We start from the raw sequence: 24,486 nt of genomic DNA on the forward strand, positions 1-24,486 counted from the left end.
TGGGAGACGAGCATGAGCGAAGGAACGGCCGAGACCGGTTCGGTGACGGGCGGCGTCAACATCCTGCTGCGGCTGGAGGGCCTGACCCTGTTTGTGGGGATGGTGATGCTGTACTGGACCTGGGACGGCTCCTGGTTGGTCTTTGCCCTGCTCTTCCTCGTGCCCGATCTGAGCTTCCTCGCCTATCTGGCCGACGCCAAATTCGGGGCGCTGGTCTACAACGCCGCCCACAGCTACATGGCGCCGGTGACGCTGATGACGCTCGGCTTCGGCCTCGCCTCGCCGCTCACCCTGTCCATCGCCTTGATCTGGCTCGCCCATATCGGCATCGACCGGGCTCTGGGTTATGGCCTGAAATACTCGGCCGGCTTCGGCTTCACCCATCTCGGCCGGATCGGCCGGCAGACGGACACCTGACCCCCCGCCACCGCGCGCAAATTTGGTGGCCCGGCCCGGTTGACCGGAACTGCCGATTCAGGCTTGCTCCAGAGTTACGATCAGGCGCCGAATGTTGCGTGAGCCCAGTCGGTACGGCGGCGGTCATCATTTCCGGCTGCAAGCATCACCTCATGTCCGCGACGGTCGTCCCACTGCCGCCGAACCCTTCGTCCGAAACCACCGACTTCCTGCGACGCATGGCCAGCATGGTGTCGGGGCGGAACGGCGAGATGCTGCTGCGCGCGGCCGCGCTGATCGAGTCGCTGGCGCAACGGGCGATGTCGGCGGAACGCCTCTATCACCGGGAGCACGAAGAGAACACGCGCAACACCGAGCTGCGCGAGGCCGGTGAGATGGCGTCCGACGCCATGGTCAAGCAAATTGACGGGCTGCGCAGCCAGCTCGCCGAGGTCACCGCGGCCGCGGCCGCCGAGCGCGCGGCATTTGATGCCGAGCGCGGCAGCCTGCTCGGCCTGATGCAGCAAGCGGAGAGCCATATCGGCAAGCTTACAAGCGAGCTGGAGACGCTGCACGCCTCGGTCGACAGTTTCAACGAGACCGCCATCTCCGTGCCGATCGAGGTGCTGCGGCTGGCGCGCACCCAGTTCGACTTTCTCTCCGCCGGCTTTGCCCGCAAGGGGGACGTGATCTCGCAGGCGATGAGCGAGATCGGCGGTTTTGCGATCGACCAGGCGCTGACGGTCAAGAAGGCCGATCCCGCCTGAGGCCCACGCAATCACATTCACAATTGGTCGTCATGCCCGGGCTTGTCCCGGCCATCCACGTTCTTTGAAGCCGATAAGGAAGGTCGTGCCCGGCCATGACGCCGTGGAAGCGTCCACGTCCCAAGCTCCCACTCTTGCGAGCGCATGTGGTGCTGGCCGAATACCCGGACGGTGCGCACGGCTTTGACAGCGGGCTGCTCGGCGTCAATACGGTCGCCGTGTCCACGGGCGCGCAGAGCGTGCGCAACTGCCGGATTCGCGAAGGCGATGGCGGCGTCCTGATCAACGAACGATACGAAAGCGCCGTTCACCTACAAGGATTCCTGCGTCGAGCTCAATCCGCATGTCGGCGGCAATTCAACGACTGCTGCGGAATCGCGCAAGGCCGTGGAGGAGCTTTTGCAGGCGCTGTTCAAACTGGGTTAGGCCGGCGCGACATACTCCGTCGTTGCGAGTGCAGCGAAGCAATCCAGAGTCGTTCCACGGACGCGTTCTGGATTGCTTCGTGGCTTCGCTCCTCGCAATGGCGGAGGCTACGGTTCACCCGGCTTGAACGGCTCGTGCTTGTCCGGCGGCACGGTCTCCTCCGCCATTGCGAGCAGCATGGCGACCATCACATAATTGCCGGCGAGCGCGGTGAGGTCGACGATCTGCTGGTCATTGAAAGTCTTCTTCGCGCGCGCATAAGTTCCGTCGCCGATCTTCTTCGTCGTGGTGAGCTCGGTGACGAAGTCGTAGACGACGGCCTCGTCCTCGGCCATGTTCGATGGCCGCTTGTTGGCCTTCAGGTCCGCGATGGTGTCGGCCGACAGGCCAGCCTTGGCCGCGAGCGGCGCATGGGCGTACCACTCGACCTGCGAGCGCCACTGCCGCCCGATGATCAAAATCGCAAACTCGTTGAGTTTTGTCGGGACCGAGGTTTCCCAGCGCAGATAGTGGAACAGGTCGAACAGGCGCTGGCCGAGCACCGGGCTGCGGATCATCGGATTGTAGGGCCCGCCGATGCCGACGCTCGACACCTTCATGATCTGCTCGCCGAGCGGCTTCTGCTTGGCGTCGAGCTGGTCCATCGTGAGCTGCGGAAAGCGCGGCTCCTTGCTGGTGGCGGGCGCTGCAAACATCGTGGCGGCAAGCCAGCCGCCTGCGGCGGCAAGCGTGAGCGACGACAGCCATAGCGGCGTTGAGTTCATTTTGTCCTCCCGGTTTTTATTCGCTCAGTTTTCTCGGCCGGGAGATGCTAGTCGAGCGGCGCCAGCGCGGTAGCGCTAGATGGCGCCGATCTCGGCAAGGCAGGCTTGCGTCAGCGGCATGCGCTCGCCGACCAGACGCGGCTCCTTGCAGTCCATATTGAGCGCGAACACGGTGTGCGCTTCGCCCTTCTCGGCCCAGCCTACCATCCAGCCAAGCGACGGCTCGCCGCGCTCGGCGCCAAGCAGCCCGGACTTGGCGCGAATGACGCTGTCGCCGACCTTGGTCACAGGCAGGATGTCAGCGACGAGATCCTGGCTGCGCTTGGAGATCGGCAGCGCCCGGCGGCGCAGCCTGTCGACGAAATCGACCTGCTCGACCGGATCGGTGCGCAAGGCGCCGGTGAGCCAGAAATGGTCGATACCGCCACCGATGTCGCGATTGCCGTAGTCGAACAGATCGACGTGTTTTTGCATGCGCTCTTGCCCGATCCGGCGCGCGATCTCCTGATAGACCGGAACGGCGCTCACCGCGATCGCGCTACGCAGCGTATGGTCCTTGTTCCAGGCTTCGATCGGTCGCTTCACGCCGTCCCAGGGAAATATGTCCTTGTCGGGATCAGCCACCACGCCGGTCTCCAGCGCGATCAGCGAGTTCGGAATCTTGAAGGTCGAGGCTGGCAGCTTGGCTTCGCCCGAACGTTCCTTGTCGCTGGCGACGATCAGATAATCCTCGACCTTGTAGCCGACGAAGGTGCCTGATGTGCCGAGGTCGGTGAAGCGCTTTGCCAGGCCGTCGCGTATTTCGTTGCGGGGCGGGGCGACGTGGGCGAACGAGCGCTGTGGCAGGATAGCAGTTGCGGCGAGAAGGCCGAGGGTGGAACGGCGGCTGATCAAGAGCGATGTCCATTGAACGATGAAAGTGGCCGCGACCATGCAGCCGTTATCGTGGTGAAACGATGACGGGTTATTTCTTGAGCATGATCTCTTCGGAAAACCGCTGCACACTTTTCCGGATCATGCTCTACCGCCTGCCCGACAGCCGCAGCACGAACACCAGCACTTCGGCGACGGCCTTGTAGAGGTCGGGCGGGATCTCCTCGCCGAGCTCGACCTTGGACAGCGCGCCGGCCAAGATCTCGTTCTCCTCGATCGGGATGTCGTTGGCCTTGGCGATCTCGACAATTTTTTCGCCGATCGTGCCCTTGCCCTTGGCGACGACGACAGGCGCGTTGCTGCCCCTCTCGTAATGTAGCGCAATCGCAAGCTTCGACGGGTCGCTCATGTGGCGCGATCCAGGAAGTGGCCGGCACGAGCCGGTGCGGGCTGTGGCGGGGTGCCCACGCGGACCAGGATGTCGCCGGGCTTGAGCTCGGCCCTGGTCAGGGCCTGGTTGAGCTCACCGATTCCGGCGCGGAGCTGTTGTGCGGTCGCCGGCCGCTCCGCCCACATCCGCACGAAGGTCTTGTCACCGTTCAGAGTAATCAAAGCGTGCACGGGTCCGGCCGGCTCGACGTTGAGCGTGAACCGCGCGCGCCAGGCGCGTTTCGCGGGATCGGCGGATTCATTGCCGCCATCGCGCGAGATCTCGAACTGCGCCATTGCGGTGCCCTGCGGCGTTGCGAAGGGAATCTCGAAATTCCACTGCGGCACGGTCGGATCGATCCTGTGACCGCTGGCGTCGGTGCGATCGGGGAGCGAAGCAACCTGGAGCAAGGTCTGGCGCGCGATCGCGGCATCGGTGTCGTCGAGCAGGCGATGCACGGTCGCAGCGAGCGGCGTATCCGGTGCGAGTGACGGCGAGGCAATGGATTGCGCCGACGGCAACGCGCCGCGAACCGGCGGTGGCGTCGTGCGTGCAGCGGCTTCGAAGAAATGTCCGTCAGGCACGGCCTTGTTCGAGCCCGGCACGTTGCCGGTCATGCGCGGCAGGTTTTGCGTGATCTCTTGCAGCAGGCTCGCGGCAAGGCCGGCGGATATGGTTCGCGGCATCGCGGCCTGCGGGGCACCGCAAGCAATGTCGGCCAGTACGGCCGCAGCGAGATTAGTACTGCGCGGCATTTGCGGCGGTTGGGCGATCCCGGCATCGGCTGACGGCAATGCGGCCGGCGCGGCCTCTCCTGCTGCCGAAGCCGGCGCGGCGGCAACCTGCGGTGTCCCCGGAGTAGCAGCAGGAATCGCAGCCCCCTGTGGCACGGTCGTCTCGAGAGTCGTCAGCGTCTGACGCAGGACCAGCAATGCCGCCTTCAGGTCCGGCATCGTGCCGGAGGACGGCGTCGCACCTGCGGCGAGCGAGGCCTCGAGGAACAGCCCGGACTTCTGGAAGGCGGCTTCAATGTCGCCGCCATCGAGCCCGGCGTTGAGCGGCACCTGCTGCGCCAGCACGCCAATCACCGCCTGCTTCAGCCCCGCCGGCAGATCGCTGCCAGTGACGACCGCAGCCAGATTGGCGAACAGCGGCGCTTGGCTGCCCTGTTTGGTCACGGCCTCGGCCGAGACCGTTGTGACAGCAGCCTGTTCGGACGGGGTGAGGGTATTGCGTGCCGTGGCAGCGGACGGTCCAAGCGGCGGGCTGTCCACCAGCGAGGCCGCAGCCGGCGTCAGCGTGACCTGATCGGCGGCCGCATCGCCTGCCCCGCCCATAATAATGGCGAGCCGGATGGTGCCGTCGCTCTGCGACACCGCGAGCTGGAGGTTTTGTCCTGGTGTCAGCGACACCTCAGACATCACATCCATCGAGAGATTGGCGATCGCGATCCGCACGAGATTGTCGGCGAGCACGCTGACGACTTTTGCGTCGACCACGCTGCCGGCCTGCAGCACAAGATCGGGTGTCGCCGCATCAGCAACAGGGCTGGCAGCACTGACGGGAAGGATCGAGCTTATCGGCGTCGGCATCGCGAGGGGCCCAGGGAACGCTGGGACCACCCTAAGGCCGCCGTCGTAAACCTCTCGTTAAGGACCTTTGGCGACGGGCGGCCTCACGGCGTCCAAAACCGCCACGGCGGCCTGAAAATCCTTCAGCCGGGCAGCACGGCGGGCAGCGGCTTCCTCGTCCACGCCCCATTTGCCGGCATTCCAGTCCTCATCGACATAGGCCGCCGCCCAGACCTGATCGGCGTCGCGCACCCCATGGGCAAGTGCCAGCGCCAGCAGCGCCGAGCCGGTCAGGGTGGTGATCACATGGAGGGCGGCGACCGACCAGGCATCCCCCGGCAGTGCCGCACGCGCGGCCCGGACAGCCTCATCCGGCTGCGTCACATGCATGACGCCTTCAGACAAGATAAAGTGCGCCCCTAGCGTCTCCGCGGCCCAGAACAGCACGGGATCCCAATGCGCGGCCTCGGAGGCGACAAGCCCCTCGGGATGGCCGGCGCGATAGAACAGCAGATCGGACTGGAGGTATTTTGCAAGGTCGTCCGTGACGAGATCGACGCGGTCGACGACGCCCTCGATCACGCTGTTGGCTATCCGCGTCAGCGGCATGGTCATGGGATTGATCGTCTCGCCTTGGGCCGCCCATTCCGCGGCTACTGCTTCGGCGAGCGCACGCGAAGGGACGATCACCTGGCGCTTGGAGGGCGTGCGGATCGGCTTGCCGTCGAGCGTGACGGCAAAGCCGCCCTCGGCCTCAGCGACGCCAGCCTCCTTGTAGAAGCGCTTGCGCCGCGGCGTGCGCGTGGCCTGGCGGACCGCCTCCTGCGGATCGAGCGGGGACTTCCCCGCCATCTCATCGAACAATTCGCGCATCTGGTTTTCGGCCCTGATCACTCAATACTAGGCTTGTAAGGTAAGACCGGCGGCCGATAAAGCGAGCGGCAGGCATGAGGAATATGCGGTCATCGTGCCCGAGCGGGAAAGCTCAGCCCGTCGCGATCGCGGTCATTTTCAGGCCACACGACAAGACTTATGTCACGGCAAATCGAAAACCGTGGCCGGCCGGTACGCTGAACTTCATCCGGGTGAACGGGCCGGCGGGTTGGCTGATCACAGATGTCGAGAGCTCCGCACGACCGCTTGCGGACGTTCCTGGAGCAGTTCCGGAATTGAGGGACTCAACTACTCTTCTGGCGCGTTCTCGATCGGATCAAATCTGCTTGCATCGAGCCCGAGCAGGTTCCACGACTGCTGCATGTGCTGCGGCAGAGGCGCGGTGGCATCGATCACCCCGCCGCGCGGATGCGGGATGACGATGCGGCGCGCCAGCAGATGCAGCCGGTTTTGCAGGCCACCCGGCAATTGCCAATTCTCGATGTTGAAATATTTGGGATCCCCGACGATGGGATGCCCGATATGTTCCATGTGGGCGCGCAGCTGGTGGGTGCGCCCCGTCACCGGCTTCAGCGACACCCAGGTGAGCTTGTTGCCGGCGGTCTCGACCACCGCATAATACGTTACCGCGTGGCTTGCGCCTTCGTCGCCATGCTGGGCGATGCGCATGATGGTGTCGTCTTCGCTCTCCTCTTTCGCAAGGAAGGTCGAGATGCGGCCCTGCTTCGGCTTCGGCAGGCCAGGCACCAGCGCCCAATAGGTTTTTCGCGCCGACCGCGAACGGAACGCACCGGTCAGATGCGAGGCGGCAAAGCGGGTCTTGGCGACCAGGAGACAGCCCGACGTCTCCCTGTCGATGCGGTGCACGAGGCGCGGCTTCTGCCCCTTGGAATCGCGCATCACCTCGAGCATCTGGTCGATGTGCCGCGTCATGCCTGAGCCGCCCTGCACGGCGAGGCCGGCCGGCTTGTTGAGGACGAGAACGTCGTCGTCCTCGTAGATCGTCATTTCCTTCAGCGCGGCAAGCGTCTTTTGCGCAGCCTCCGACTGCGGATTGGGCGCCTTCGGCGTGTCGAGCTTCAGCGGCGGAATGCGGACGCTCTGGCCCTCCTCCAGGCGGTCCTTGCTGTCGACGCGCTTGCCGTCGACGCGCAGCTCGCCTTTGCGCACGACACGCTGGATGTGGGAGAACGACAGGCCGGGAAAGCGCGCTTCGAGGAAGCGATCGACGCGCATGTTGTTCTCGTCGGCCGTCACCTTGACGGTCTCCACCTTGGTCGGCAGCAGGACCTCGACGGGCTTGACCGGCTCGGGCTTTTCCTGCGCAAGCTTTTCCATTGCAGATTTGGGCGTGCGCCGCTCGGTGCGTTCAGAGGCAAACCGCGGCGACTTAGCACCCGGCTTCCCGCCCAGCCGCGGCCCTGCCTTCTTCGCGCTGCGCGCCTTCAACGGACGCGAATCGTCGCGCTCGTCACGCGAACGGGGCTTTGGGTTCATTCTCTTGATGCGGCGGCTCATGGCTGCCTGCCTAGCTCAAAACCGGCCTCACGTCACGGCGAAATGGCGATTTGGCTTCAGCCACCCCGCTCCTTCCGCAACTTGGCCCAATAATCCAGCCGCTTGCGGATCTCGCGCTCGAAACCGCGGTCGGGCGGGTCGTAGAAGGTCTGGCGGCCCAGGGCTTCCGGAAAGTAGTCCTGGCCGGAGAAGGCCTCGGGGGCGTCGTGGTCGTATTCGTAGGCGGCGCCGTAGCCTTCCGACTTCATCAGCTTGGTCGGCGAGTTCAGGATGTGTTTCGGCGGCAGCAGCGAGCCAGCCTGCTTTGCGACCTGCATCGCCGTGCCGAAGGCGGTGTAGACGGCGTTCGATTTCGGCGCGGTGGCGAGATAGACCACGGCCTGTGCGATCGCGAGCTCGCCTTCGGGATGGCCGAGGAAATCGAAGGCGTCCTTGGCCGCGTTGGCGATGACCAGGGCCTGCGGATCGGCAAGGCCGATGTCCTCCACCGCCATCCGCACGACGCGGCGGGCCAGGAACAGCGGGTCCTCGCCAGCATCCAGCATGCGCGCGAGATAATACAGCGCGGCATCGGGATCGGAGCCCCGCACCGACTTATGCAGCGCCGAGATCAAATTGTAATGGCCGTCCGCCGACTTGTCGTAGATGGGCGCGCGACGCTGCAAAATCTCCTGCAGCTGCGCGGCGTTGAACATCTCGTCCTTGCGCGCGGCGCGCCAGACTTCTTCGACGAGCGTCAGCGCCGCGCGGCCGTCGCCATCGGCCATGCGCACCAGCACGGCGCGCGCTTCCTCGTCGAGCGGCAGCTTGCGGCCCTCGACCTCCTCGGCATGCACGAACAGCTTTTCGATTGCGGCAGCGTCAAGCGAGCGGAACACCAGCACGCGCGCACGGGACAGAAGCGCCGCGTTGAGCTCGAAGGACGGGTTTTCGGTGGTGGCGCCGACCATCACCACTGTGCCGTCTTCCATAACGGGCAGAAATGAATCCTGCTGGGCGCGGTTGAAGCGATGCACCTCGTCGACGAACAGCAGCGTGCCCTTGCCCATCTCGCGGCGTGCACGCGCGGCCTCAAAGGCCTTCTTCAAATCAGCGACGCCGGAGAACACCGCGGAGATCTGCTCGAAATGCAAATCGGTGGCGTCCGCGAGCAACCGCGCGACCGTGGTCTTGCCCGTGCCGGGCGGGCCCCAGAACACCAGCGAGCCCAGCGTGCGCGTCTCCAGCATGCGCGTCAGCGCGCCGTCGGGACCCAGGATGTGATCCTGGCCGACGACCTCCGAGAGCGCGCGCGGCCGTAGCCGATCCGGCAGCGGATGCGGAGCCTCGTGATCGAGCCCCGCCGCGGCAAACAGCGTTGGCGTCTCCTGTGGTCGCTTCGGACTCATCCGCCCAGCGTGACGTTGATTTGCTGGCCGCCACGCACCAGCGTGATGCGCCAGATGCGCTGGCGCTCGGCGGCCGCCTTTTCGAGGTCGCTGGTCTTGCTGATCTTTTGGTTGTTGACCGCCAGGATGACGTCGCCCTTCTGGAACCCGACATTCGCGGCCGCGCTGTCGCCGCCGAGATCGGTGACCACGACGCCCTCGGTGTCGGCGTCCAGATGCAGTTCGTCGGCGAGCGCCGGGGTGATGGTCGAGACCTTCGCGCCTTGGAGAGGCGAGCGCGCGGTGATGACAAGCTCGTTGCGGCCGGTATCGGGCGCAGCGTCCAGCGCCACCATCAGCTTGATGGGCTTGCCGCCGCGCTGCACGTCGATCTGCGCGGTGCCGCCGAGCGGCCGTGTGGCGAAGCGATAGTCGAAGGCGTTGGGATCATCCACGGTCTGGCCGTCGATGGCGACGATCAGGTCGGAGGATTTCAGCCCGGCCTTGGCCGCCGGTCCGTTCGGAACGACGCTTGCGACCAGCGCGCCGGTCGGCGAACGCAGGCCAAGGCTTTCGGCGATCTCGGGCGTCACCGCCTGCAACTTCGCGCCTAGCCAGGGCCGCTTCACCGCTTTGCCGCCGCCCTTGGCGGAGGCGACGACGACGCGCACCATGTTGGCGGGGATCGCGAAGCCGATGCCCTGCGAACCGCCGGAGCGCGAATAGATCGCGGTGTTGATGCCCGCGAGCCTGCCGTTCATATCGACCAACGCGCCGCCGGAATTACCAGGATTGATCGCCGCATCGGTCTGGATGAAGAACTGGTAGTCGGTGATACCGACCTGCGTGCGCGCCAGCGCCGAGATGATGCCGTGGGTCACGGTCTGGCCGACGCCGAAGGGATTGCCGATCGCCAACACGACGTCGCCCACCATCAGCTCGTCAGAATTGGTGAATTCGAGAGCCGGAAACTTCTCTTTGGTGTCCTTCAGACGCAGCACCGCGAGATCGCTGCGAGAGTCCTTCAGCACGATCTCGGCCTCGAACTCACGCTTGTCCGACAGCGACACCTTGACCTGGTCGGCGCCTTCGATGACATGGACGTTGGTGACGACGAGCCCGGACGCATCGACGATCACGCCCGAACCAAGCGAGCGCTGCACCTGCTCCTGCTGCTGGCCGGGCACGCCGAAGAAGCGACGGAAGATCGGGTCGTCGAGCAGCGGATTGCGATTCTGCACCACCTTGGCGGCATAGACATTGACGACCGCCGGCTGCACCCGCTGCACGATCGGCGCATAGGACAGCCGCAGTTCGGCGGGCGAGGACGGGACACGGCGATCCTGCGCGGCGGCCGGATCGAAGTTGGCCGAAAAGGCTATGCACAGTGCCGTGACGACGGCGGTCCAGGTCGATCGAAACATTCCTACCTCTCGGAAAAGACGCCGGAATATAGGCGCGTTCGCCCGCCAATAGAAGGGCGCCCGGCAGCATATTCAGCCCCCTTTGGTGTGTCCGGCCTGCAAGCTCGGCGTGCGAAATAGCAATTGGCCGGGGCTGCGGATTGGCATGACGCGCGTCGTCTTGCATGGTGTCGTAAGGCGGATTCGGTCGCGGCGAACTTGCATCAGCGGGAACCGCGCAACCGGACGCAACCGCGGGCAGTCATCGATCATGTCTAGGCTCTCCGCCAGCGACTTGGGGAAGTTCGTCAAACGATGGAGTGATGACGTGAGCAGGACAAGAATTGCAGCCACGGCGATTGGTCTCGCCGGCGCGCTGGCGGCTTCGCAGGCCCAGGCCCAATCGGCAAGCAGCAGCGATCAGGAGATCGCGCTCCTGAAGCAGCAGTTGAAGATGCTGGAGCAGAAGCTCGACAAGCTCCAGAGTCAGACCGCCGCGAACACCGCGGCTACGGCAAGGGCCAGGACCGAGGCGAAGGCGGAGGCGAAAGCCGAAGCGCGTTCCGAAGCGAAGGCCGTCGTCGCCAACGCCAACGCGGCGATCCCGCTCAAGGGGCCGGCGCCCGCGTCCGGTGTCGTCGTGACGATGCCGAACAATCGGCCGACCATCTGCACTGCCGATGGGGCTAACTGCGTCGGCATCACCAGCCGCGTGCATTGGGATGTCGGCGGCTACGACTATCGGCCCAACACGGCGGCAACCGTGCCGCAAAAGCTCGACAGCGGCGAGAACGTCCGCCGCGCGCGGATCGGCGTCGCCGGCAAGTTCTTCAACGACTGGAATTTCGCGCTGGTCTACGACTTCGGCGGCTCCTCCGACGGATTTGGCGGCGCGGCTCCGGGCTCGCTGCCCGGCGGCGCCGTCTCCGGCGTCGAGAACGCCTATCTCAGCTACACCGGCCTGAAGCCGTTCGGCGGCCGAATGGCGATCGAGGCCGGCATCATGGACCTGCCCTACACCCTGGATGAGGCCACGAGCTCCAACGACACCATGTTTATGGAGCGTGCCTCGGCCGGCATCGTCGCCACCAACATCGCCGCCGGCGACTTCCGCTCCGCCGTCGGCACACGCTGGTTCAACGACCAGCTCTGGATCGGCGGCTATGTCACAGGACCGTCGACCGGCGCGATCCACTCCGCCTCCAGCGCGGCACCAGCCGGGACGAGCGAACAATATGGCGCCGTGGCGCGTATTGCCGGCAACCCGATCAGCGGCAAGGATTACTCGGTGCATATCGGCGCCGACGCGGAATGGCTGATCCAGCCGCCGCGCAATCTGATCGCCAACACGCAGACGGTCACGCTCAGCGACCGTCCAGAATTGCGCCTCGACCCGACGGCACTGATCTCGACCGGCGCAATCCCCAACGTCTCGGGCGCGCAGGTCTACAGCGTCGAAGCGGCGGCGACCTATGGCCCGTTCATCGTTCAGGGGGAATACTTTTGGTACAACATCGACCGCACCGCCAACACCGGCGTGCCGCTGGTCGGCGCACCGAGCCTGAAATTCCAGGGCGGCTATGCGCAGGCCGGCTACGTGCTGACGGGTGAAGGCCGAACCTACAACGCAGCGAACGCGGCCTACAACGGCGTCAAGCCCGCGCATCCGTTCTCGCTCGATGGCGGCGGCTGGGGCGCGTGGGAGATCGCGGGACGCTTCTCGACGATCGACCTCAACGACCAGCTCGCGAGCGCCAATGGCATCGCCGGCGGAAGGCAGACCGTCTACACGCTTGCGCTCAACTGGTATGTCAACGGCAACGTCCGCTTCATGCTCGATTATCTGCATGGCAACGTGTCGAAGCAAGCCTCGCCCGTCTCGACCGCCGATGTCGGTTCGAAGTACGACGCGGTTGCCATGCGCACGCAGTTCGCGTTCTGAGGTGATCACGTCCGGGAGCGGTACGGTCCGCTCCCGGATATCTAGGCGGCGCGCTTCGGTTTCTTCACGATCACCGGCGCCGGCGCGCAGGAGAGCCGCTGCTGATGGCTCTCGCCCCAAGCCTTCAAGATGTCGATCACGGGCTTGAGGCTCTCGCCGAGCTCGGAGAGAGAATATTCCACGCGTGGCGGCACCTCGGCATAGACCTTGCGGATGACCAGCTTGTCCTCCTCCAGCGCGCGAAGCTGTTTGGTCAGCATGCGCTGGGTGATGCCGGGCACCCGGCGGCGTAGTTCGCCGAAACGGTGGGTGCCGCCCTGGAGGTGGTAGAGGATCACGCCCTTCCACTTGCCGTCGATGAGATCCAGCGTCGCCTCGACCGAGCAGCCTGGGCGACGGGCAAAATTGCGCCGTTTCATGCGTATTTTCCCAACAGTATCCAAACAGGGACTATATCCCCGAATTTACAGTACTTGCCAAATTGGAGCTAGAGCGACAGTTAGGGCGGCAGGCGACCACGCCATCTGATGGAGACAAGCCATGAAGGCCGTCGGCTACAAGAAGTCGCTTCCGATCGAGGATCAGGACGCGCTGATTGATTTCGAGACCGCAAAGCCCGAGCCCAAGGGACGCGACATTCGCGTCGCCGTGAAGGCGGTCTCGGCCAATCCGGTCGATTACAAGGTGCGTAAGCGCGCCGCCCCGCCTGAGGGGGAAACCAAAATTCTGGGCTATGACGCGGCCGGATTGGTCGACGCCGTCGGTCCCGACGTCACGCTGTTCGAGCCGGGCGACGAGGTATTTTACGCCGGCTCGATCCTGCGCCAAGGTACCAATTCCGAATTCCATCTGGTCGACGAGCGTATCGTCGGCAACAAGCCGAAGAGCCTGTCGTTCGCGCAAGCTGCGGCCCTTCCCCTCACCTCCATCACCGCCTGGGAGCTGTTGTTCGATCGGCTCGGTGCGGTGCCCGACAAGAGCGTCGATCCGCGCACGCTGCTGATCACGGGCGGCGCCGGCGGCGTCGGATCGATCCTGATCCAGCTCGCCCGTCGCCTCACCGGGCTGACGGTGGTCGCGACCGCGACGCGGCTGGAATCGCAAAAATGGTGCCTCGATCTCGGCGCGCATGCGGTGGTCGACCACGGCGCGCCGATGAAGGAGCAGATCGAGAAGCTGAAGCTGCCGCCGGTCGCGCTGGTCGCGAGCCTCACCTTCACCGACCAGCACTACAAGGCGATCGCGGAGGTGATGGCACCACAGGGCAAATTCGGCCTGATCGACGATCCCGCGGAATTCACCGTGAGCGCGTTCAAGGGCAAGGCGATCTCGGTGCACTGGGAATCGATGTTCACGCGCTCCTCGTTCCAGACGGCCGACATGATCGCGCAGCATCATCTGCTGGACGACGTCGCCGACCTCATCGACAAGGGCGTGCTGCGCACCACGCTCGACCAGACCTTTGGCACGATCAACGCGGCCAACCTCAAGCGCGCGCATGCGCTACTTGAGAGCGGCAAGTCGCGCGGGAAGATCGTGCTGGAGGAGTGGTAGTTTTCAACATCCGGCCGCTTCCAAGCGGCCGGCCCTCTCTGTTACGATCCGCCGCCCGCTGCGCCGGGCGACGATTATCAGGGATGAGCTGAATGAGCTTCTGGATGAAAACAACGATCGTTGCGGCTGTATCCGCTGCTGCCGCGATGTTCGGCGGAGCAAACCTGGCTCTTGCCGACGACTATCCCGAGAGACCGCTGCAATTGGTCGTGCCGTTTTCTCCTGGAGGTGCCTCCGACGTCGTCGCGCGCATCATCGGCGGCGAGCTCGAGGCCCGGCTTGGCAAGCCCGTCATCGTCATGAACCGTCCGGGCGGCGGCACCACGATCGCGGGCAAGGAGGTCGCGCGCGCCGCGCCCGACGGCTACACCCTGTTCTTCAGCTCCAACTCGACCTTCACGCTGCCAGCGGCCGTCAAGGAAACCGTGCCTTACGATGCGGCCAAGGATTTCGAGCCGCTCGGGCAAGTCGGCAAGATCACTCTGGTGCTGGTCACCTACAAGGACAATCCGATCAAGGATCTGGCCGCGCTTGTCGCGGAAGCCAAAGCCAATCCGGACAAGCTGTCGCTCGCGTCCTTCGGCGCCGCGACGGTATCGCACTTCGCAGGCGAGCTGTTCAAGTCGAGTGCAGGCATTAAGATGGTGCACCTGCCGTACAAGGGCAGCGCGCCTGCGATGAACGATCTGATCGGCAAGCACATCCAGTATCACGTCGACACCGTGATTGCAGTCAAGCCGCAGCTCGACGCCGGCACCGTACGTGTGCTCGCGGTGTTCTCGGCCAAGCGGACGCCCTACCTGCCGGATGTGCCGACCCTCGCGGAGCTCGGATATCCCGGCATCGATTTCTCGTCCTGGGGAGCTGTCGTTACGCCGAAAGGACTTCCGCCGGCCATACGGGACAAGCTGACGTCCACGTTAGAAGCCACCATCAACAACCCGTCCGTGGTCGAGCGCTTCATCAAGGTCGGCTTTGAGCCGGGGTTCGCGCGCTACAGTGACTGGGCCTCTGCCGTCAATAAGGAGACCGCGGAGATGAAGCAGATCGCGCAGACGGCCGGGATCAAGGAGGATTAGAGCATTTTTGAGCGAAGTGGATACCGCTTCGCGTGAAGAAAACGCGTCAGCCCTGCTCGCGCGCCAGCCTACGACGGCAAGACGCCCTCGACAAACAGCAGCCGGCGCTCCAGTGCCGTCTGCCGCAGTTTCAACGCTTCAGCGTAATCGGCCGAGGCATACCATTCCTTGAGCCGCGCCATCGAAGGAAATTCGACGATGATGATGGTCTTGGACGGCGGGCCGCCCTCCACCACTTCGGCGGTGCCGCCGCGCACGAGATAGCGGCCGCCATATTGCGCGATGGTTGCTGCGGCCAGCGTGCGATAGGCCTCCATGGCGGCTGTGTCGCGCATCTCGACCTCGGAAATCACATAGGCCGGCATGCGCAGGCCTCAGGCGATGGTGTTGACGATACCGCCCTCGACACGCAACGCCGCGCCGTTGGTCGCGGATGCTTCTTTGGATGCGACATAGACCACCATGTTGGCGATCTCGTCGACGCTGGCGAAGCGCTGGAGCAGCGAGCTTGGGCGATGCTGCTTGACGAAATTGGCCGCGGCCTCATCGACTGACTGGCCGTTCTGTTTGGCAAGATCCTTCACGAAGGTCTCGACGCCCTCCGACATTGTGGGGCCCGGCAGCACGGAATTGACGGTGACGCCGGTGCCGCGTGTGAGCTGCGCCAGGCCGCGCGCGACCGAGAGCTGGGCCGTCTTGCTCATGCCGTAGTGGATCATCTCGACGGGAATGTTGAGCCCGGACTCCGATGAGATGAAGACGACGCGGCCCCAGTTGCGCTTGAGCATGCCCTTCATATAGGCGCGCGAGAGACGCACGCCGCTCATCACGTTGACCTCGAAGAAGCGGCTCCAGTCCTCGTCTGGAATGTCGAAAAAGTCCTTCGGCTCGAAGATGCCGGCATTGTTGATGAGGATGTCGACATCGGGCAGCGCCGCGGCCAGCGCCTTGCAGCCCGCAGCGGTCGAGACATCGGCCGCGATGCCGCGGACCTTCCCGCCCATGGCTTCCAGCTTGCGCACCGCCGCATCGACCTTGTCCTGGCCGCGTCCGTTGATCACGACACTCGCACCCGAGGCGGCAAGGCCCCTGGCGATGGCGTGGCCGATGCCGGCGGTCGAGCCGGTCACGAGGGCGGTCTTTCCGGAAAGGTCGATCTTCATGCGTGATCTCCGTTGATGCTGGCGGAGATATTGGGCGCTACCGGCACGATAACAATCGGCACTCACTGACGCGTGAGCAGCGGGACGTAACCAACGAGGGCGGCTAACAAAAAAAAGCGGCGCCCGAAGAAGGCGCCGCTTTCTGAAAACTCTCTACCGGTCGGCTTACGCCGCCTCGGCTTCCTTTTCCTGCACCGGACCGGAGTCCTGGCCCTTGGCATCGACGTCGCGGTCGACGAACTCGATCACGGCCATCGGGGCGTTGTCGCCGTAGCGGAAGCCGGCCTTGATGATGCGGGTGTAGCCACCCTGGCGATCCTTGTAGCGGGGCGCGAGCGTGTCGAACAGCTTCCTGACCTGATCCTTGTCGCGCATCTCGGAGATGGCCTGGCGGCGCATGGCCAGCCCGCCCTTCTTGCCGAGGGTGATAAGCTTCTCGACGATCGGGCGCAATTCCTTCGCCTTCGGCAGCGTGGTGACGATCTGCTCGTGCTTGATCAGCGCGGCGCACATGTTGGCGAACATCGCGCGGCGATGCTCGGCCGTGCGGTTGAGCTTCCGATGAACCTTGCCGTGACGCATTTTTCTATTCCTTGAATTTCATTCGTCGCGACGGTTCGTCGGACTTGTTGCTCAGGTGGGCGGCCTGCGTTCGCCCGCAAAGGCGCGATGAGTCGCGCCTTTGCCTGTTCTTGGCCTGTTGTAGTTCGGATCAGTAGTGATCCTCGAAGCGCTTGGCGAGCTCGTCGATGTTCTCCGGCGGCCAGCCCGGCACTTCCATGCCGAGATGCAGACCCATCTGGGCCAGCACTTCCTTGATCTCGTTCAACGACTTGCGGCCGAAGTTCGGAGTGCGGAGCATTTCGGCTTCCGACTTCTGCACGAGGTCGCCGATGTAGACGATATTGTCATTCTTCAAGCAGTTGGCCGAACGCACCGACAGCTCGAGCTCGTCCACCTTCTTGAGGAAGGCCGGATTGAAGGCGAGGTCCGGGATGATCTCCTGGGCGACTTCCTTGCGCGGCTCTTCGAAATTGACGAACACGTTGAGCTGATCCTGCAGGATGCGCGCAGCGTAGGCCACGGAATCATCCGGCGTCAGCGCACCGTTGGTCTCGATCGTCATGGTCAGCTTGTCGTAGTCGAGGATCTGGCCCTCGCGGGTGTTCTCGACCTTGTAGGAGACCTTGCGGACCGGCGAGTACAGGCTGTCGACGGGGATCAGGCCGATCGGCGCATCCTCGGGACGATTGCGCTCGGCGGGCACGTAGCCCTTGCCGGTTGCGACCGTGAACTCCATGCGGATCTCCGCGCCTTCGTCGAGCGTGCAGATCTGCAGGTCCGGGTTGAGCACGACGACGTCGCCGACGGTCTGGATGTCGCCAGCGGTGACGACGCCCGGGCCGGACTTCTTCACGACCATGCGCTTGGGGCCTTCGCCCTGCATCTTGATCGAGATGTCCTTGATGTTGAGCACGATGTCGGTGACGTCCTCACGGACGCCCGCGATCGAGGAGAACTCGTGCAGCACGCCGTCGATGTGCACCGACTGCACAGCCGCGCCCTGGAGCGAGGACAGCAGGATGCGGCGCAGCGCGTTGCCGAGCGTCTGGCCGAAGCCGCGCTCGAGCGGCTCGGCGACGATGGTCGCGAAACGGTTCGAATCGCTGCCGGGCTGCACCTGGAGCTTGTTCGGTCGAATCAGTTCTTGCCAATTTTTCTGGATCGTCACTGTTTCACCCATACAGGCCAGTCAAACTGCCGTTGCAGATACTGGCGTTGGAGAAAGGCCGCAGGTCGCACCTGCGGCTTCTTAAAAAAGTCATCGCGGGCGACGATGCGCCCGCAACTTCGTATCAAACGCGCCGACGCTTGCGGGGACGGCAACCGTTGTGCGGGATCGTGGTCACGTCGCGGATCGAGGTGACGGTGAAGCCTGCGGCCTGGAGCGCGCGGAGCGCCGATTCGCGGCCCGAACCGGGACCGGCGACTTCGACTTCCAGCGTGCGCATGCCGTGTTCCTGCGCCTTCTTGGACACGTCCTCGGCGGCAACCTGTGCGGCATACGGGGTCGACTTGCGCGAGCCCTTGAAGCCCATCGTGCCGGCGGAGGACCAGGCAATCGTGTTGCCCTGCGCGTCGGTGATGGTGATGGTCGTGTTGTTGAACGACGAGTTCACGTGCGCGACGCCGGAGGCGATGTTCTTGCGCTCACGACGACGAACGCGGGTGGCTTCCTTGCCCATAGACTACCTTTCCTGAAGATCTCAAACGCCGCCGTAATGCCAGCGGCTACACCTGTAGAACGGAAGGCGTGTGGCGAACGGGTCATCCCCCTTCGCCACACGCCGCGATTTGGATTCGAAACTTACTTCTTCTTGCCGGCGATGGCCTTGGCCGGGCCCTTGCGCGTGCGCGCATTGGTGTGGGTCCGCTGGCCGCGCACCGGCAGGCCGCGACGATGGCGCAGGCCGCGATAGCAGCCGAGATCCATCAGACGCTTGATGTTGATGCCGACCTCACGACGCAGGTCGCCCTCGACGAGATAGTCGCGGTCGATCACTTCGCGGATCTGGAGCACTTCGGCGTCGCTGAGCTGATTGACGCGACGATCCATCGGGATCTTGACCTTCTCCAGGATCTCACCGGCGATCTTCTGACCGATGCCATGGATGTACTGGAGCGCGATCAGCACGCGCTTGTTGGTGGGAATGTTCACGCCGGCAATACGGGCCACGGCCTTCTCTCCTGTCGCCGATCCCTCGTCAGGAATCAGGCTTTAAGTGCTTGGTTTCTCGGGCAGGTGTTCACAAACGCGAACACGACGCCCACCCCTGGTCTTCCTGGGGCCCGGCATCGTTTGAAACTATCCGACTTGGATGCTGGGCTTATTAGGGGATTCAGGGGGCTTTCGTCAACCGCTGCTAGCGCTTAGCTCGCCTTTTCGTGACCTTTTTTGCGGCCTTTTTGGCACCCTTTTTGACAGCCTTCTTGGCGGTCTTTTTGGCTGCCTTCTTCTTCCCCGCTTTTTTGACGGTTTTCTTGATGGTTTTCTTGGCCGCCTTCTTGGCACCCGTCACGGCCTTCTTGGCCGCCTTCCTGGATTTGGCTGCCTTTTCGGCCGTCTTCGCCGGCTTTTTAGCCGATTTTTTGGCCGTCTTGGCCGGGGCCGCCTTGACCGCGCTCCGGGCGCGGGTCTTGCCATGAGTCTTGCCATGAGTCTTGGGCTCGACCGCCCCGAGCGCCAGGAGCTGGCGGTGGATGGCGCGGGTGACCTCGTCGATGGCCATCATGCCGTCGATGGTCGAGAGCTTCCGCCGCTCGGAATAATAGTGAATCAGCGGTTCCGTCTGGCTGCGGTAGCTGGCGAGTCGCTTGGTCAGGACCTCCGGAGTGTCATCGAGTCGGACCTCCTCCCCGCGCTCCCGCATCTGGGCGACGCGAGTTTCGACGCGGCTCAGGAGGGCGCTCTCGTTGACGCGGAGCTCGATCACGGCATCCAGCTTGAGGTGCTTGTGCTTGAGCAGTTCATCCAGCGCCTCGGCCTGCGGCACCGTGCGCGGAAAACCGTCGAGGATGAAACCGTTTCTGGCGTCCGGCTGATCGATCCGGTCGGAGATGATTCCGACCACGACATCGTCGGGCACGAGACCGCCGCTGGCCATGATCTCCTTGGCCTTGAGTCCGACCGGCGTTCCTGCCGCCACGGCGGCGCGCAACATCTCGCCGGTCGAGAGCTGGACGATACCATAGCGCTGCACCAGCAGCTGCGCCTGGGTCCCCTTGCCCGATCCCGGCGGTCCCAGAAGTATAATTCTCATCGGCGTACGCCCCCCGGATTGGTGAGCGATAGGTCGCGCACCTGTGTTCTGAAGTCCAATTACAGTGCAAATCATAATCGGCGCTGCACCGCTACCCATATCATAGGGGAGCAAATGGCCGGACGCCAAGGAGGCCTTTGAGATCAGTGATTGCGCTTGTGTGAGAGCGGCTCTGCCGATGCGACCGAATGGCCGGTTGGCCGTTCCTGCGGGCACCGCGCGTTGTCCGCGCGGCGAATCGGCGGCGCAGTCGCGCCGCCCGAGAGAACGCCGCGCTTAACGGCGGCGGCCGCGCAGCTTCGACTTCCGGATCAGGCCTTCGTACTGATGCGCAAGCAGATAGCCCTGCACCTGCGCCACGGTGTCCATGGTGACGCTGACGACGATCAGCAGCGACGTGCCGCCAAAGTAGAACGGCACCGACGCGTAGGAGATCAGGATTTCCGGGATCAAGCAGACGATCGCCAGATAGACCGCGCCGAGCACGGTGATGCGCGACAGCACGTAGTCGATATATTCTGCGGTGCGCTCGCCTGGACGGATGCCCGGAATGAAGCCGCCGTGCTTCTTCAGATTGTCCGCGGTCTCGGTCGGATTGAACACGATCGCGGTGTAGAAGAACGCGAAGAACACGATCAGCGCCAGATACATGATCAGGAACAGCGGACGGCCGTGGCCGAGCTGGGTGTTGATCCACTGGAACCATTCTGGCCCGCTGCCCGCGTTGAAGTTCGCAACCGTAGTCGGCAGCAGCAGCAGCGAGGACGCGAAGATCGGCGGGATCACGCCCGAGGTGTTGAGCTTGAGCGGCAGATGCGAGGACTGGCCTTCGAACATCTTGTTGCCGACCTGGCGCTTCGGATACTGGATCAAGAGCCGGCGCTGGGCGCGTTCCACAAACACGATGAATGCGATCACGGCCACCGCCATGATGATGACGACCAGGATCAGACCGGTCGACATGGCACCCTGACGACCGAGTTCGAGCATGTTGGCGAGCGCTGCGGGCAGCTCGGCGACGATGCCGGAGAGAATGATCAGGGAAATGCCGTTGCCGATGCCCCGCGAGGTGATCTGCTCGCCCAGCCACATCAGGAACATAGTGCCGCCGGTCAGCGTGATCGCCGTGGACAGGCGGAAGAACATGCCGGGGTCGCTGACGACGTTGCCGGCGCCTTCGAGACCCACTGCGATGCCGTAGGACTGGAACGCGGCCAGAATCACCGTGAGATAGCGGGTGTACTGGTTCAGCAGCTTGCGGCCGGACTCGCCTTCCTTCTTCAGCGCCTCGAGCTGGGGCGAGACGGTGGTCAGGAGCTGGATGATGATCGACGCCGAGATGTACGGCATGATGTTCAGCGCAAAGATCGCCATGCGGTGGATGCCGCCGCCGGCGAACATGTTGAACATGCCGAGGATGCCGCCCGCCTGGGAGCGGAACACCTGTTCCCAGATGTTGGGATCGATGCCGGGCAGCGGGATGTAGGTTCCGAGCCGATAAACGAGCAGCGCACCCAGGGTGAACCAGATGCGCTTCTTCAGTTCGTCGGCCTTGGCAAACGCGCCGAAATTGAGATTGGCTGCCAGTTGTTCCGCTGCAGAGGCCATCTTGGACTTTCTCCCGCCGCTTTATGCGCCGTTATGCCCGCGGCCGGGCTACATTATACCGGACACCGGACATTATCTGGGGCTACGGCTTCGATAAGTCCATCGTCCCGCATGCGTAAAGGCCCGCGAGCCGCGGGCCAATGACGCAGTTGTTACGCCGCCTCGCCTTCTTCCTTGGCAGGCGCGAGGATCTTCACCGAGCCGCCGGCCTTCTCGACCGCCGCGATCGCCGTCTTTGAGGCGCCGTGCACTTCGATGTTGAGCTTGGCCTTGAACTCACCGCGGCCGAGCAGCCGCAGGCCACCCTTGGCGCGGCGCAGCACGCCAGCCTTGACCAGGGATTCGACGTTCACGACGCTGCCAGTGTCGATCTTCTTGGCATCGACCGCGTCCTGGAGCCGGTCGAGATTGATCTCGGCGAACTCGATGCGGAAGATGTTGTTGAAGCCGCGCTTGGGCAGACGGCGATGCAATGGCATCTGGCCGCCTTCGAAACCCTTGATGCGCACGCCGGAACGCGCGGTCTGGCCCTTGCCACCGCGGCCGGCCTGCTTGCCCTTGCCCGAACCAATGCCGCGGCCGACGCGCATACGCTTCTTGCGCGAGCCGGCATTGTCGGCGATATCGCTGAGCTTCATCGCCCTGCTCCTTGTTTCTTGCGCATGACCTTCACCGAAAACGGGTCCCCGCTTTTCGGGATCGTGCGCCTTTGCTTACTTCTCGTCGACGATGCGAACGAGATGGTGAACTTTCAAGATCATGCCACGGACCGCCGGAGTGTCCGGCAGTTCGCTGGTGCGGCCGATCTTGTTGAGCTTGAGCCCGATCAGCGTCGAACGCTGCGAGTGATGGCGGCGGATCGCGCTGCCGGTCTGCTCGAGCTTGATCGTCTTTGCGGTCGTAACGGCACTCTTGGCCATGAAAGTCTACTCCGAAAAGCTTCCGTTATTCGGCAGCCGCCTCGGCGTCGCCACCGATACGGCGGGACTGGAGGGTGGACACCTTGATGTTGCGGCGGGCAGCGACCGAGCGCGGCGAATCCTGATGCTTCAGCGCGTCGAAGGTCGCGCGAACCATGTTGTACGGGTTCGACGAGCCGATCGACTTCGCGACCACGTCCTGAACGCCGAGCGTCTCGAACACCGCGCGCATCGGACCGCCGGCGATGATGCCGGTACCGGCCGGAGCCGCGCGCAGATAAACACGGCCCGCGCCATGACGGCCAGCGATGTCGTGATGCAGCGTGCGGCCCTCGCGCAACGAGACGCGGGTCAGGTTTCGCTTGGCGGATTCGGTTGCCTTGCGGATCGCCTCAGGCACTTCGCGCGCCTTACCGTGACCGAAGCCGGCGCGGCCCTTCTGATCGCCGATCACGACCAGCGCCGCGAAACCGAAGCGCTTGCCGCCCTTGACGACCTTGGCGACGCGATTGATGTGGACGAGCTTGTCGACGAACTCGCTGTCGCGCTCTTCCCTGCGTTCACGTCCGCCGCCGCGTTGATCGCGTCCACCACGTTGTTCGCGTTCTGCCATGGTTTTTCCAGTCCTTCAGAGGCTTACGCCTCAATCCTCAAATTCTGTTAGAAGCTCAGCCCGCTCTCACGCGCCGCGTCGGCAAGAGCCTTGACGCGCCCGTGATAGAGATAGCTGCCGCGATCGAACACGACTTCCTTGACACCCTTCTCGGCGGCGCGCTCGGCCAGCAGCTTGCCGACCGCCTTTGCCGCATCGATGTCGGCGCCGGTCTTGCCGCCATCGCGCATCGACTTCTCGAGCGACGAGGCAGAGGCCAGCGTCTCGCCCTTCAGGTCGTCGATGACCTGGGCGTAGATGTGCTTGGACGAGCGGAACACCGACAGGCGCGGACGGCCGCCACCCGAGCGGCGCAGCTTCAACCGTACACTGCGCTTGCGCCGGGCATTCGTAATCTTGGCTTTCGACATGACCGGCTCCGTTACTTCTTCTTGCCTTCCTTGCGGAAGATGAATTCGCCAACATACTTCACGCCCTTGCCCTTGTAGGGCTCCGGCGGACGATAGGAGCGAATTTCGGCGGCGACCTGGCCGACGCGCTGGATGTCGCTACCGGTCACCGTGATCTCGGTCGGCTTCGGCACGGTGATCGTGATCCCTTCCGGGATCGCGTAGACCACGTCGTGGCTGTAGCCGAGCGCGAGCTGCAGGTTCTTGCCCTGCAGCGCGGCGCGGTAACCGACGCCGGTGATTTCGAGCTTCTTCTCGAAGCCCTTGGTGACGCCTTCGACCAGATTCGCGACCTGAGCGCGAGCGGTTCCGTACAAGGCCCGCGCGCGGTTGGTCTCGACCCGCGGGTTCACCTTGACCTGGCCGTTGTCGAGCTTCACCTCGACGTCGTTATGGACGACGAACTGAAGTTGACCCTTCGGCCCCTTCATCTTGACGGTCTGCCCGTCGACGGTCGCGGTTACACCCGACGGCACCGCAACCGGCCTTTTGCCAACACGTGACATGGATCAAAAATCCTTCTCAGAACACCGTGAAGAGAACTTCACCGCCCACATTCGCTTCACGCGCACTGTGGTCGGCCATGATTCCCTTCGGCGTCGACAATACCGAAATGCCGAGTCCGTTATTGACCCGCGGCAGGTTCTTCACCGAGGCGTAAACGCGACGCCCGGGCTTGGAGACACGCTCGATCTCGCGGATAACGGGCTCGCCGTCGAAATACTTCAGTTCGATCTCGATCTCGCTGCGGCCCGAGGAGTGCTCAAGCGTGGCGTAACCGCGGATGTAGCCCTCGCTCTTCAGCACCTCGAGGACGTTCTCGCGCATCTTCGAGCCAGGCGTGGAGACCTTGTTCTTGGCACGCATCTGCGCGTTGCGGATGCGGGTGATCAGATCGCTGATTGGATCGTGCGTAGACATTTAAACG

At 64.0% G+C, this 24,486-nt stretch carries 28 protein-coding genes and 1 pseudogene; 6 read left to right on the top strand and 23 right to left on the bottom strand.

The genetic code is table 11. The features are described from left to right. Positions 1-12 precede the first annotated feature (12 nt). The 3 genes and pseudogenes from IVA88_RS12100 to IVA88_RS12110 all read left to right on the top strand — a co-directional run. A complete protein-coding gene (locus IVA88_RS12100; RefSeq protein ID WP_247497510.1) occupies positions 13-417 on the top strand; it encodes a DUF4260 domain-containing protein in 405 nt (134 codons plus the stop codon). A gap of 152 nt (positions 418-569) precedes the next feature. Then, positions 570-1,163: a hypothetical protein gene (locus IVA88_RS12105; RefSeq protein ID WP_247497511.1), complete on the top strand. Its 594-nt coding sequence runs from the start codon at positions 570-572 to the stop codon at positions 1,161-1,163. A 146-nt stretch (positions 1,164-1,309) separates the two neighbouring features. Then, positions 1,310-1,589: pseudogene (locus tag IVA88_RS12110) on the top strand (carboxymethylenebutenolidase); the annotation flags it as partial. A gap of 107 nt (positions 1,590-1,696) precedes the next feature. Here IVA88_RS12110 and IVA88_RS12115 read toward each other — a convergent pair. The 8 genes from IVA88_RS12115 to IVA88_RS12150 form a co-directional block, all read right to left on the bottom strand. Then, a complete protein-coding gene (locus IVA88_RS12115; protein ID WP_247497512.1) occupies positions 1,697-2,353 on the bottom strand; it encodes a carboxymuconolactone decarboxylase family protein in 657 nt (218 codons plus the stop codon). A gap of 75 nt (positions 2,354-2,428) precedes the next feature. Beyond that, a complete protein-coding gene (locus IVA88_RS12120) occupies positions 2,429-3,247 on the bottom strand; it encodes a penicillin-binding transpeptidase domain-containing protein (RefSeq protein WP_247498005.1) in 819 nt (272 codons plus the stop codon). A 127-nt stretch (positions 3,248-3,374) separates the two neighbouring features. Beyond that, positions 3,375-3,635: an EscU/YscU/HrcU family type III secretion system export apparatus switch protein gene (locus IVA88_RS12125; RefSeq protein WP_085351295.1), complete on the bottom strand. Its 261-nt coding sequence runs from the start codon at positions 3,633-3,635 to the stop codon at positions 3,375-3,377. Beyond that, positions 3,632-5,248, bottom strand: a complete 1,617-nt coding sequence (locus tag IVA88_RS12130) for a flagellar hook-length control protein FliK (RefSeq protein WP_247497513.1) — start codon at positions 5,246-5,248, stop codon at positions 3,632-3,634. Before IVA88_RS12130 ends, IVA88_RS12125 begins: the two co-directional genes overlap by 4 nt. A gap of 57 nt (positions 5,249-5,305) precedes the next feature. After that, positions 5,306-6,100: an ATP12 family protein gene (locus IVA88_RS12135; protein ID WP_247497514.1), complete on the bottom strand. Its 795-nt coding sequence runs from the start codon at positions 6,098-6,100 to the stop codon at positions 5,306-5,308. A 309-nt stretch (positions 6,101-6,409) separates the two neighbouring features. Next, positions 6,410-7,639, bottom strand: coding sequence for an RluA family pseudouridine synthase (locus IVA88_RS12140; RefSeq protein ID WP_247497515.1), 1,230 nt, complete (start codon positions 7,637-7,639; stop codon positions 6,410-6,412). Positions 7,640-7,695: 56 nt separating this feature from the next. Continuing rightward, a complete protein-coding gene (locus IVA88_RS12145) occupies positions 7,696-9,027 on the bottom strand; it encodes a replication-associated recombination protein A (protein ID WP_247497516.1) in 1,332 nt (443 codons plus the stop codon). Then, entirely contained in the window at positions 9,024-10,430 is a 1,407-nt protein-coding gene (locus IVA88_RS12150) for a DegQ family serine endoprotease (protein WP_247497517.1), read from the bottom strand. The genes IVA88_RS12145 and IVA88_RS12150 overlap by 4 nt, the downstream gene beginning before the upstream one ends. A 307-nt stretch (positions 10,431-10,737) precedes the next feature. Here IVA88_RS12150 and IVA88_RS12155 point away from each other — a divergent pair, with 307 nt between their 5' ends. Beyond that, on the top strand, positions 10,738-12,351 hold the full coding sequence (locus IVA88_RS12155) for an OprO/OprP family phosphate-selective porin (RefSeq protein ID WP_247497518.1): 1,614 nt from the start codon (positions 10,738-10,740) through the stop codon (positions 12,349-12,351). A gap of 41 nt (positions 12,352-12,392) precedes the next feature. Here IVA88_RS12155 and IVA88_RS12160 read toward each other — a convergent pair whose 3' ends face one another. Next, positions 12,393-12,770: a helix-turn-helix domain-containing protein gene (locus tag IVA88_RS12160; protein ID WP_247497519.1), complete on the bottom strand. Its 378-nt coding sequence runs from the start codon at positions 12,768-12,770 to the stop codon at positions 12,393-12,395. Positions 12,771-12,891: 121 nt separating this feature from the next. On the opposite strand from IVA88_RS12160, the gene IVA88_RS12165 reads away from it, so the two are divergent. Both IVA88_RS12165 and IVA88_RS12170 read left to right on the top strand, forming a co-directional pair. Further along, the gene (locus IVA88_RS12165) at positions 12,892-13,905 is read left to right on the top strand and encodes a zinc-binding alcohol dehydrogenase family protein (protein WP_247497520.1); all 1,014 of its coding nucleotides are present in this window, start codon (positions 12,892-12,894) and stop codon (positions 13,903-13,905) included. Between the two features lie 104 nt (positions 13,906-14,009). Further along, positions 14,010-14,984, top strand: a complete 975-nt coding sequence (locus tag IVA88_RS12170) for a tripartite tricarboxylate transporter substrate binding protein (RefSeq protein WP_247497521.1) — start codon at positions 14,010-14,012, stop codon at positions 14,982-14,984. Positions 14,985-15,052: 68 nt separating this feature from the next. Here IVA88_RS12170 and IVA88_RS12175 read toward each other — a convergent pair whose 3' ends face one another. From IVA88_RS12175 to rpsH, 14 genes are all read right to left on the bottom strand, one after another. After that, a complete protein-coding gene (locus IVA88_RS12175; protein WP_247497522.1) occupies positions 15,053-15,349 on the bottom strand; it encodes a DUF1330 domain-containing protein in 297 nt (98 codons plus the stop codon). A gap of 9 nt (positions 15,350-15,358) precedes the next feature. Then, on the bottom strand, positions 15,359-16,147 hold the full coding sequence (locus tag IVA88_RS12180) for an SDR family oxidoreductase (protein ID WP_247497523.1): 789 nt from the start codon (positions 16,145-16,147) through the stop codon (positions 15,359-15,361). Positions 16,148-16,312: 165 nt separating this feature from the next. Further along, a complete protein-coding gene (rplQ, locus tag IVA88_RS12185; protein WP_007603047.1) occupies positions 16,313-16,729 on the bottom strand; it encodes a 50S ribosomal protein L17 in 417 nt (138 codons plus the stop codon). 130 nt (positions 16,730-16,859) lie between these two features. Beyond that, the gene (locus IVA88_RS12190) at positions 16,860-17,891 is read right to left on the bottom strand and encodes a DNA-directed RNA polymerase subunit alpha (RefSeq protein WP_035961343.1); all 1,032 of its coding nucleotides are present in this window, start codon (positions 17,889-17,891) and stop codon (positions 16,860-16,862) included. A gap of 112 nt (positions 17,892-18,003) precedes the next feature. Beyond that, positions 18,004-18,393, bottom strand: coding sequence for a 30S ribosomal protein S11 (gene rpsK, locus IVA88_RS12195; RefSeq protein WP_007603045.1), 390 nt, complete (start codon positions 18,391-18,393; stop codon positions 18,004-18,006). A 122-nt stretch (positions 18,394-18,515) separates the two neighbouring features. Further along, the gene (rpsM, locus tag IVA88_RS12200) at positions 18,516-18,884 is read right to left on the bottom strand and encodes a 30S ribosomal protein S13 (protein WP_247497524.1); all 369 of its coding nucleotides are present in this window, start codon (positions 18,882-18,884) and stop codon (positions 18,516-18,518) included. 187 nt (positions 18,885-19,071) lie between these two features. Then, positions 19,072-19,968: an adenylate kinase gene (locus tag IVA88_RS12205; RefSeq protein ID WP_247497525.1), complete on the bottom strand. Its 897-nt coding sequence runs from the start codon at positions 19,966-19,968 to the stop codon at positions 19,072-19,074. Between the two features lie 276 nt (positions 19,969-20,244). Next, entirely contained in the window at positions 20,245-21,576 is a 1,332-nt protein-coding gene (gene secY / locus IVA88_RS12210) for a preprotein translocase subunit SecY (protein ID WP_007611601.1), read from the bottom strand. A 152-nt stretch (positions 21,577-21,728) separates the two neighbouring features. Continuing rightward, on the bottom strand, positions 21,729-22,214 hold the full coding sequence (gene rplO, locus IVA88_RS12215) for a 50S ribosomal protein L15 (RefSeq protein WP_247497526.1): 486 nt from the start codon (positions 22,212-22,214) through the stop codon (positions 21,729-21,731). Between the two features lie 75 nt (positions 22,215-22,289). Continuing rightward, complete coding sequence (gene rpmD / locus IVA88_RS12220; RefSeq protein WP_211399432.1) at positions 22,290-22,496, bottom strand: 50S ribosomal protein L30; 207 nt, start codon at positions 22,494-22,496, stop codon at positions 22,290-22,292. A 25-nt stretch (positions 22,497-22,521) separates the two neighbouring features. Beyond that, on the bottom strand, positions 22,522-23,109 hold the full coding sequence (gene rpsE / locus IVA88_RS12225; protein ID WP_211399433.1) for a 30S ribosomal protein S5: 588 nt from the start codon (positions 23,107-23,109) through the stop codon (positions 22,522-22,524). A gap of 47 nt (positions 23,110-23,156) precedes the next feature. Continuing rightward, complete coding sequence (rplR, locus tag IVA88_RS12230) at positions 23,157-23,519, bottom strand: 50S ribosomal protein L18 (protein WP_106952800.1); 363 nt, start codon at positions 23,517-23,519, stop codon at positions 23,157-23,159. A gap of 11 nt (positions 23,520-23,530) precedes the next feature. Further along, complete coding sequence (rplF, locus tag IVA88_RS12235) at positions 23,531-24,064, bottom strand: 50S ribosomal protein L6 (RefSeq protein ID WP_007603035.1); 534 nt, start codon at positions 24,062-24,064, stop codon at positions 23,531-23,533. A 16-nt stretch (positions 24,065-24,080) separates the two neighbouring features. After that, a complete protein-coding gene (gene rpsH / locus IVA88_RS12240; RefSeq protein ID WP_045008205.1) occupies positions 24,081-24,479 on the bottom strand; it encodes a 30S ribosomal protein S8 in 399 nt (132 codons plus the stop codon). Positions 24,480-24,486 lie beyond the last annotated feature (7 nt).

This window comes from Bradyrhizobium sp. 149 (genome assembly GCF_023073915.1).
Classification (GTDB): domain Bacteria; phylum Pseudomonadota; class Alphaproteobacteria; order Rhizobiales; family Xanthobacteraceae; genus Bradyrhizobium.

What these genes read in the sequence shown, in the direction of transcription:
- IVA88_RS12100 (WP_247497510.1), top strand. Translation starts at nt 13, where the DNA reads ATGAGCGAAGGAACGGCCGAGACCGGTTCGGTGACGGGCGGCGTCAAC.
- rplR (WP_106952800.1), bottom strand. Translation starts at nt 23,519, where the DNA reads ATGTCGAAAGCCAAGATTACGAATGCCCGGCGCAAGCGCAGTGTACGG.
- IVA88_RS12205 (WP_247497525.1), bottom strand. Translation starts at nt 19,968, where the DNA reads ATGAGAATTATACTTCTGGGACCGCCGGGATCGGGCAAGGGGACCCAG.
- rpsE (WP_211399433.1), bottom strand. Translation starts at nt 23,109, where the DNA reads ATGGCAGAACGCGAACAACGTGGTGGACGCGATCAACGCGGCGGCGGA.
- IVA88_RS12175 (WP_247497522.1), bottom strand. Translation starts at nt 15,349, where the DNA reads ATGCCGGCCTATGTGATTTCCGAGGTCGAGATGCGCGACACAGCCGCC.
- rpsH (WP_045008205.1), bottom strand. Translation starts at nt 24,479, where the DNA reads ATGTCTACGCACGATCCAATCAGCGATCTGATCACCCGCATCCGCAAC.
- IVA88_RS12145 (WP_247497516.1), bottom strand. Translation starts at nt 9,027, where the DNA reads ATGAGTCCGAAGCGACCACAGGAGACGCCAACGCTGTTTGCCGCGGCG.
- rpmD (WP_211399432.1), bottom strand. Translation starts at nt 22,496, where the DNA reads ATGGCCAAGAGTGCCGTTACGACCGCAAAGACGATCAAGCTCGAGCAG.
- rplO (WP_247497526.1), bottom strand. Translation starts at nt 22,214, where the DNA reads ATGAAGCTCAGCGATATCGCCGACAATGCCGGCTCGCGCAAGAAGCGT.
- IVA88_RS12135 (WP_247497514.1), bottom strand. Translation starts at nt 6,100, where the DNA reads ATGCGCGAATTGTTCGATGAGATGGCGGGGAAGTCCCCGCTCGATCCG.
- IVA88_RS12140 (WP_247497515.1), bottom strand. Translation starts at nt 7,639, where the DNA reads ATGAGCCGCCGCATCAAGAGAATGAACCCAAAGCCCCGTTCGCGTGAC.
- IVA88_RS12160 (WP_247497519.1), bottom strand. Translation starts at nt 12,770, where the DNA reads ATGAAACGGCGCAATTTTGCCCGTCGCCCAGGCTGCTCGGTCGAGGCG.
- rplQ (WP_007603047.1), bottom strand. Translation starts at nt 16,729, where the DNA reads ATGCGTCACGGCAAGGTTCATCGGAAGCTCAACCGCACGGCCGAGCAT.
- rpsK (WP_007603045.1), bottom strand. Translation starts at nt 18,393, where the DNA reads ATGGGCAAGGAAGCCACCCGCGTTCGTCGTCGTGAGCGCAAGAACATC.
- IVA88_RS12190 (WP_035961343.1), bottom strand. Translation starts at nt 17,891, where the DNA reads ATGGGTGAAACAGTGACGATCCAGAAAAATTGGCAAGAACTGATTCGA.
- IVA88_RS12130 (WP_247497513.1), bottom strand. Translation starts at nt 5,248, where the DNA reads ATGCCGACGCCGATAAGCTCGATCCTTCCCGTCAGTGCTGCCAGCCCT.
- IVA88_RS12150 (WP_247497517.1), bottom strand. Translation starts at nt 10,430, where the DNA reads ATGTTTCGATCGACCTGGACCGCCGTCGTCACGGCACTGTGCATAGCC.
- IVA88_RS12105 (WP_247497511.1), top strand. Translation starts at nt 570, where the DNA reads ATGTCCGCGACGGTCGTCCCACTGCCGCCGAACCCTTCGTCCGAAACC.
- IVA88_RS12170 (WP_247497521.1), top strand. Translation starts at nt 14,010, where the DNA reads ATGAAAACAACGATCGTTGCGGCTGTATCCGCTGCTGCCGCGATGTTC.
- rplF (WP_007603035.1), bottom strand. Translation starts at nt 24,064, where the DNA reads ATGTCACGTGTTGGCAAAAGGCCGGTTGCGGTGCCGTCGGGTGTAACC.
- IVA88_RS12180 (WP_247497523.1), bottom strand. Translation starts at nt 16,147, where the DNA reads ATGAAGATCGACCTTTCCGGAAAGACCGCCCTCGTGACCGGCTCGACC.
- IVA88_RS12165 (WP_247497520.1), top strand. Translation starts at nt 12,892, where the DNA reads ATGAAGGCCGTCGGCTACAAGAAGTCGCTTCCGATCGAGGATCAGGAC.
- IVA88_RS12125 (WP_085351295.1), bottom strand. Translation starts at nt 3,635, where the DNA reads ATGAGCGACCCGTCGAAGCTTGCGATTGCGCTACATTACGAGAGGGGC.
- IVA88_RS12115 (WP_247497512.1), bottom strand. Translation starts at nt 2,353, where the DNA reads ATGAACTCAACGCCGCTATGGCTGTCGTCGCTCACGCTTGCCGCCGCA.
- secY (WP_007611601.1), bottom strand. Translation starts at nt 21,576, where the DNA reads ATGGCCTCTGCAGCGGAACAACTGGCAGCCAATCTCAATTTCGGCGCG.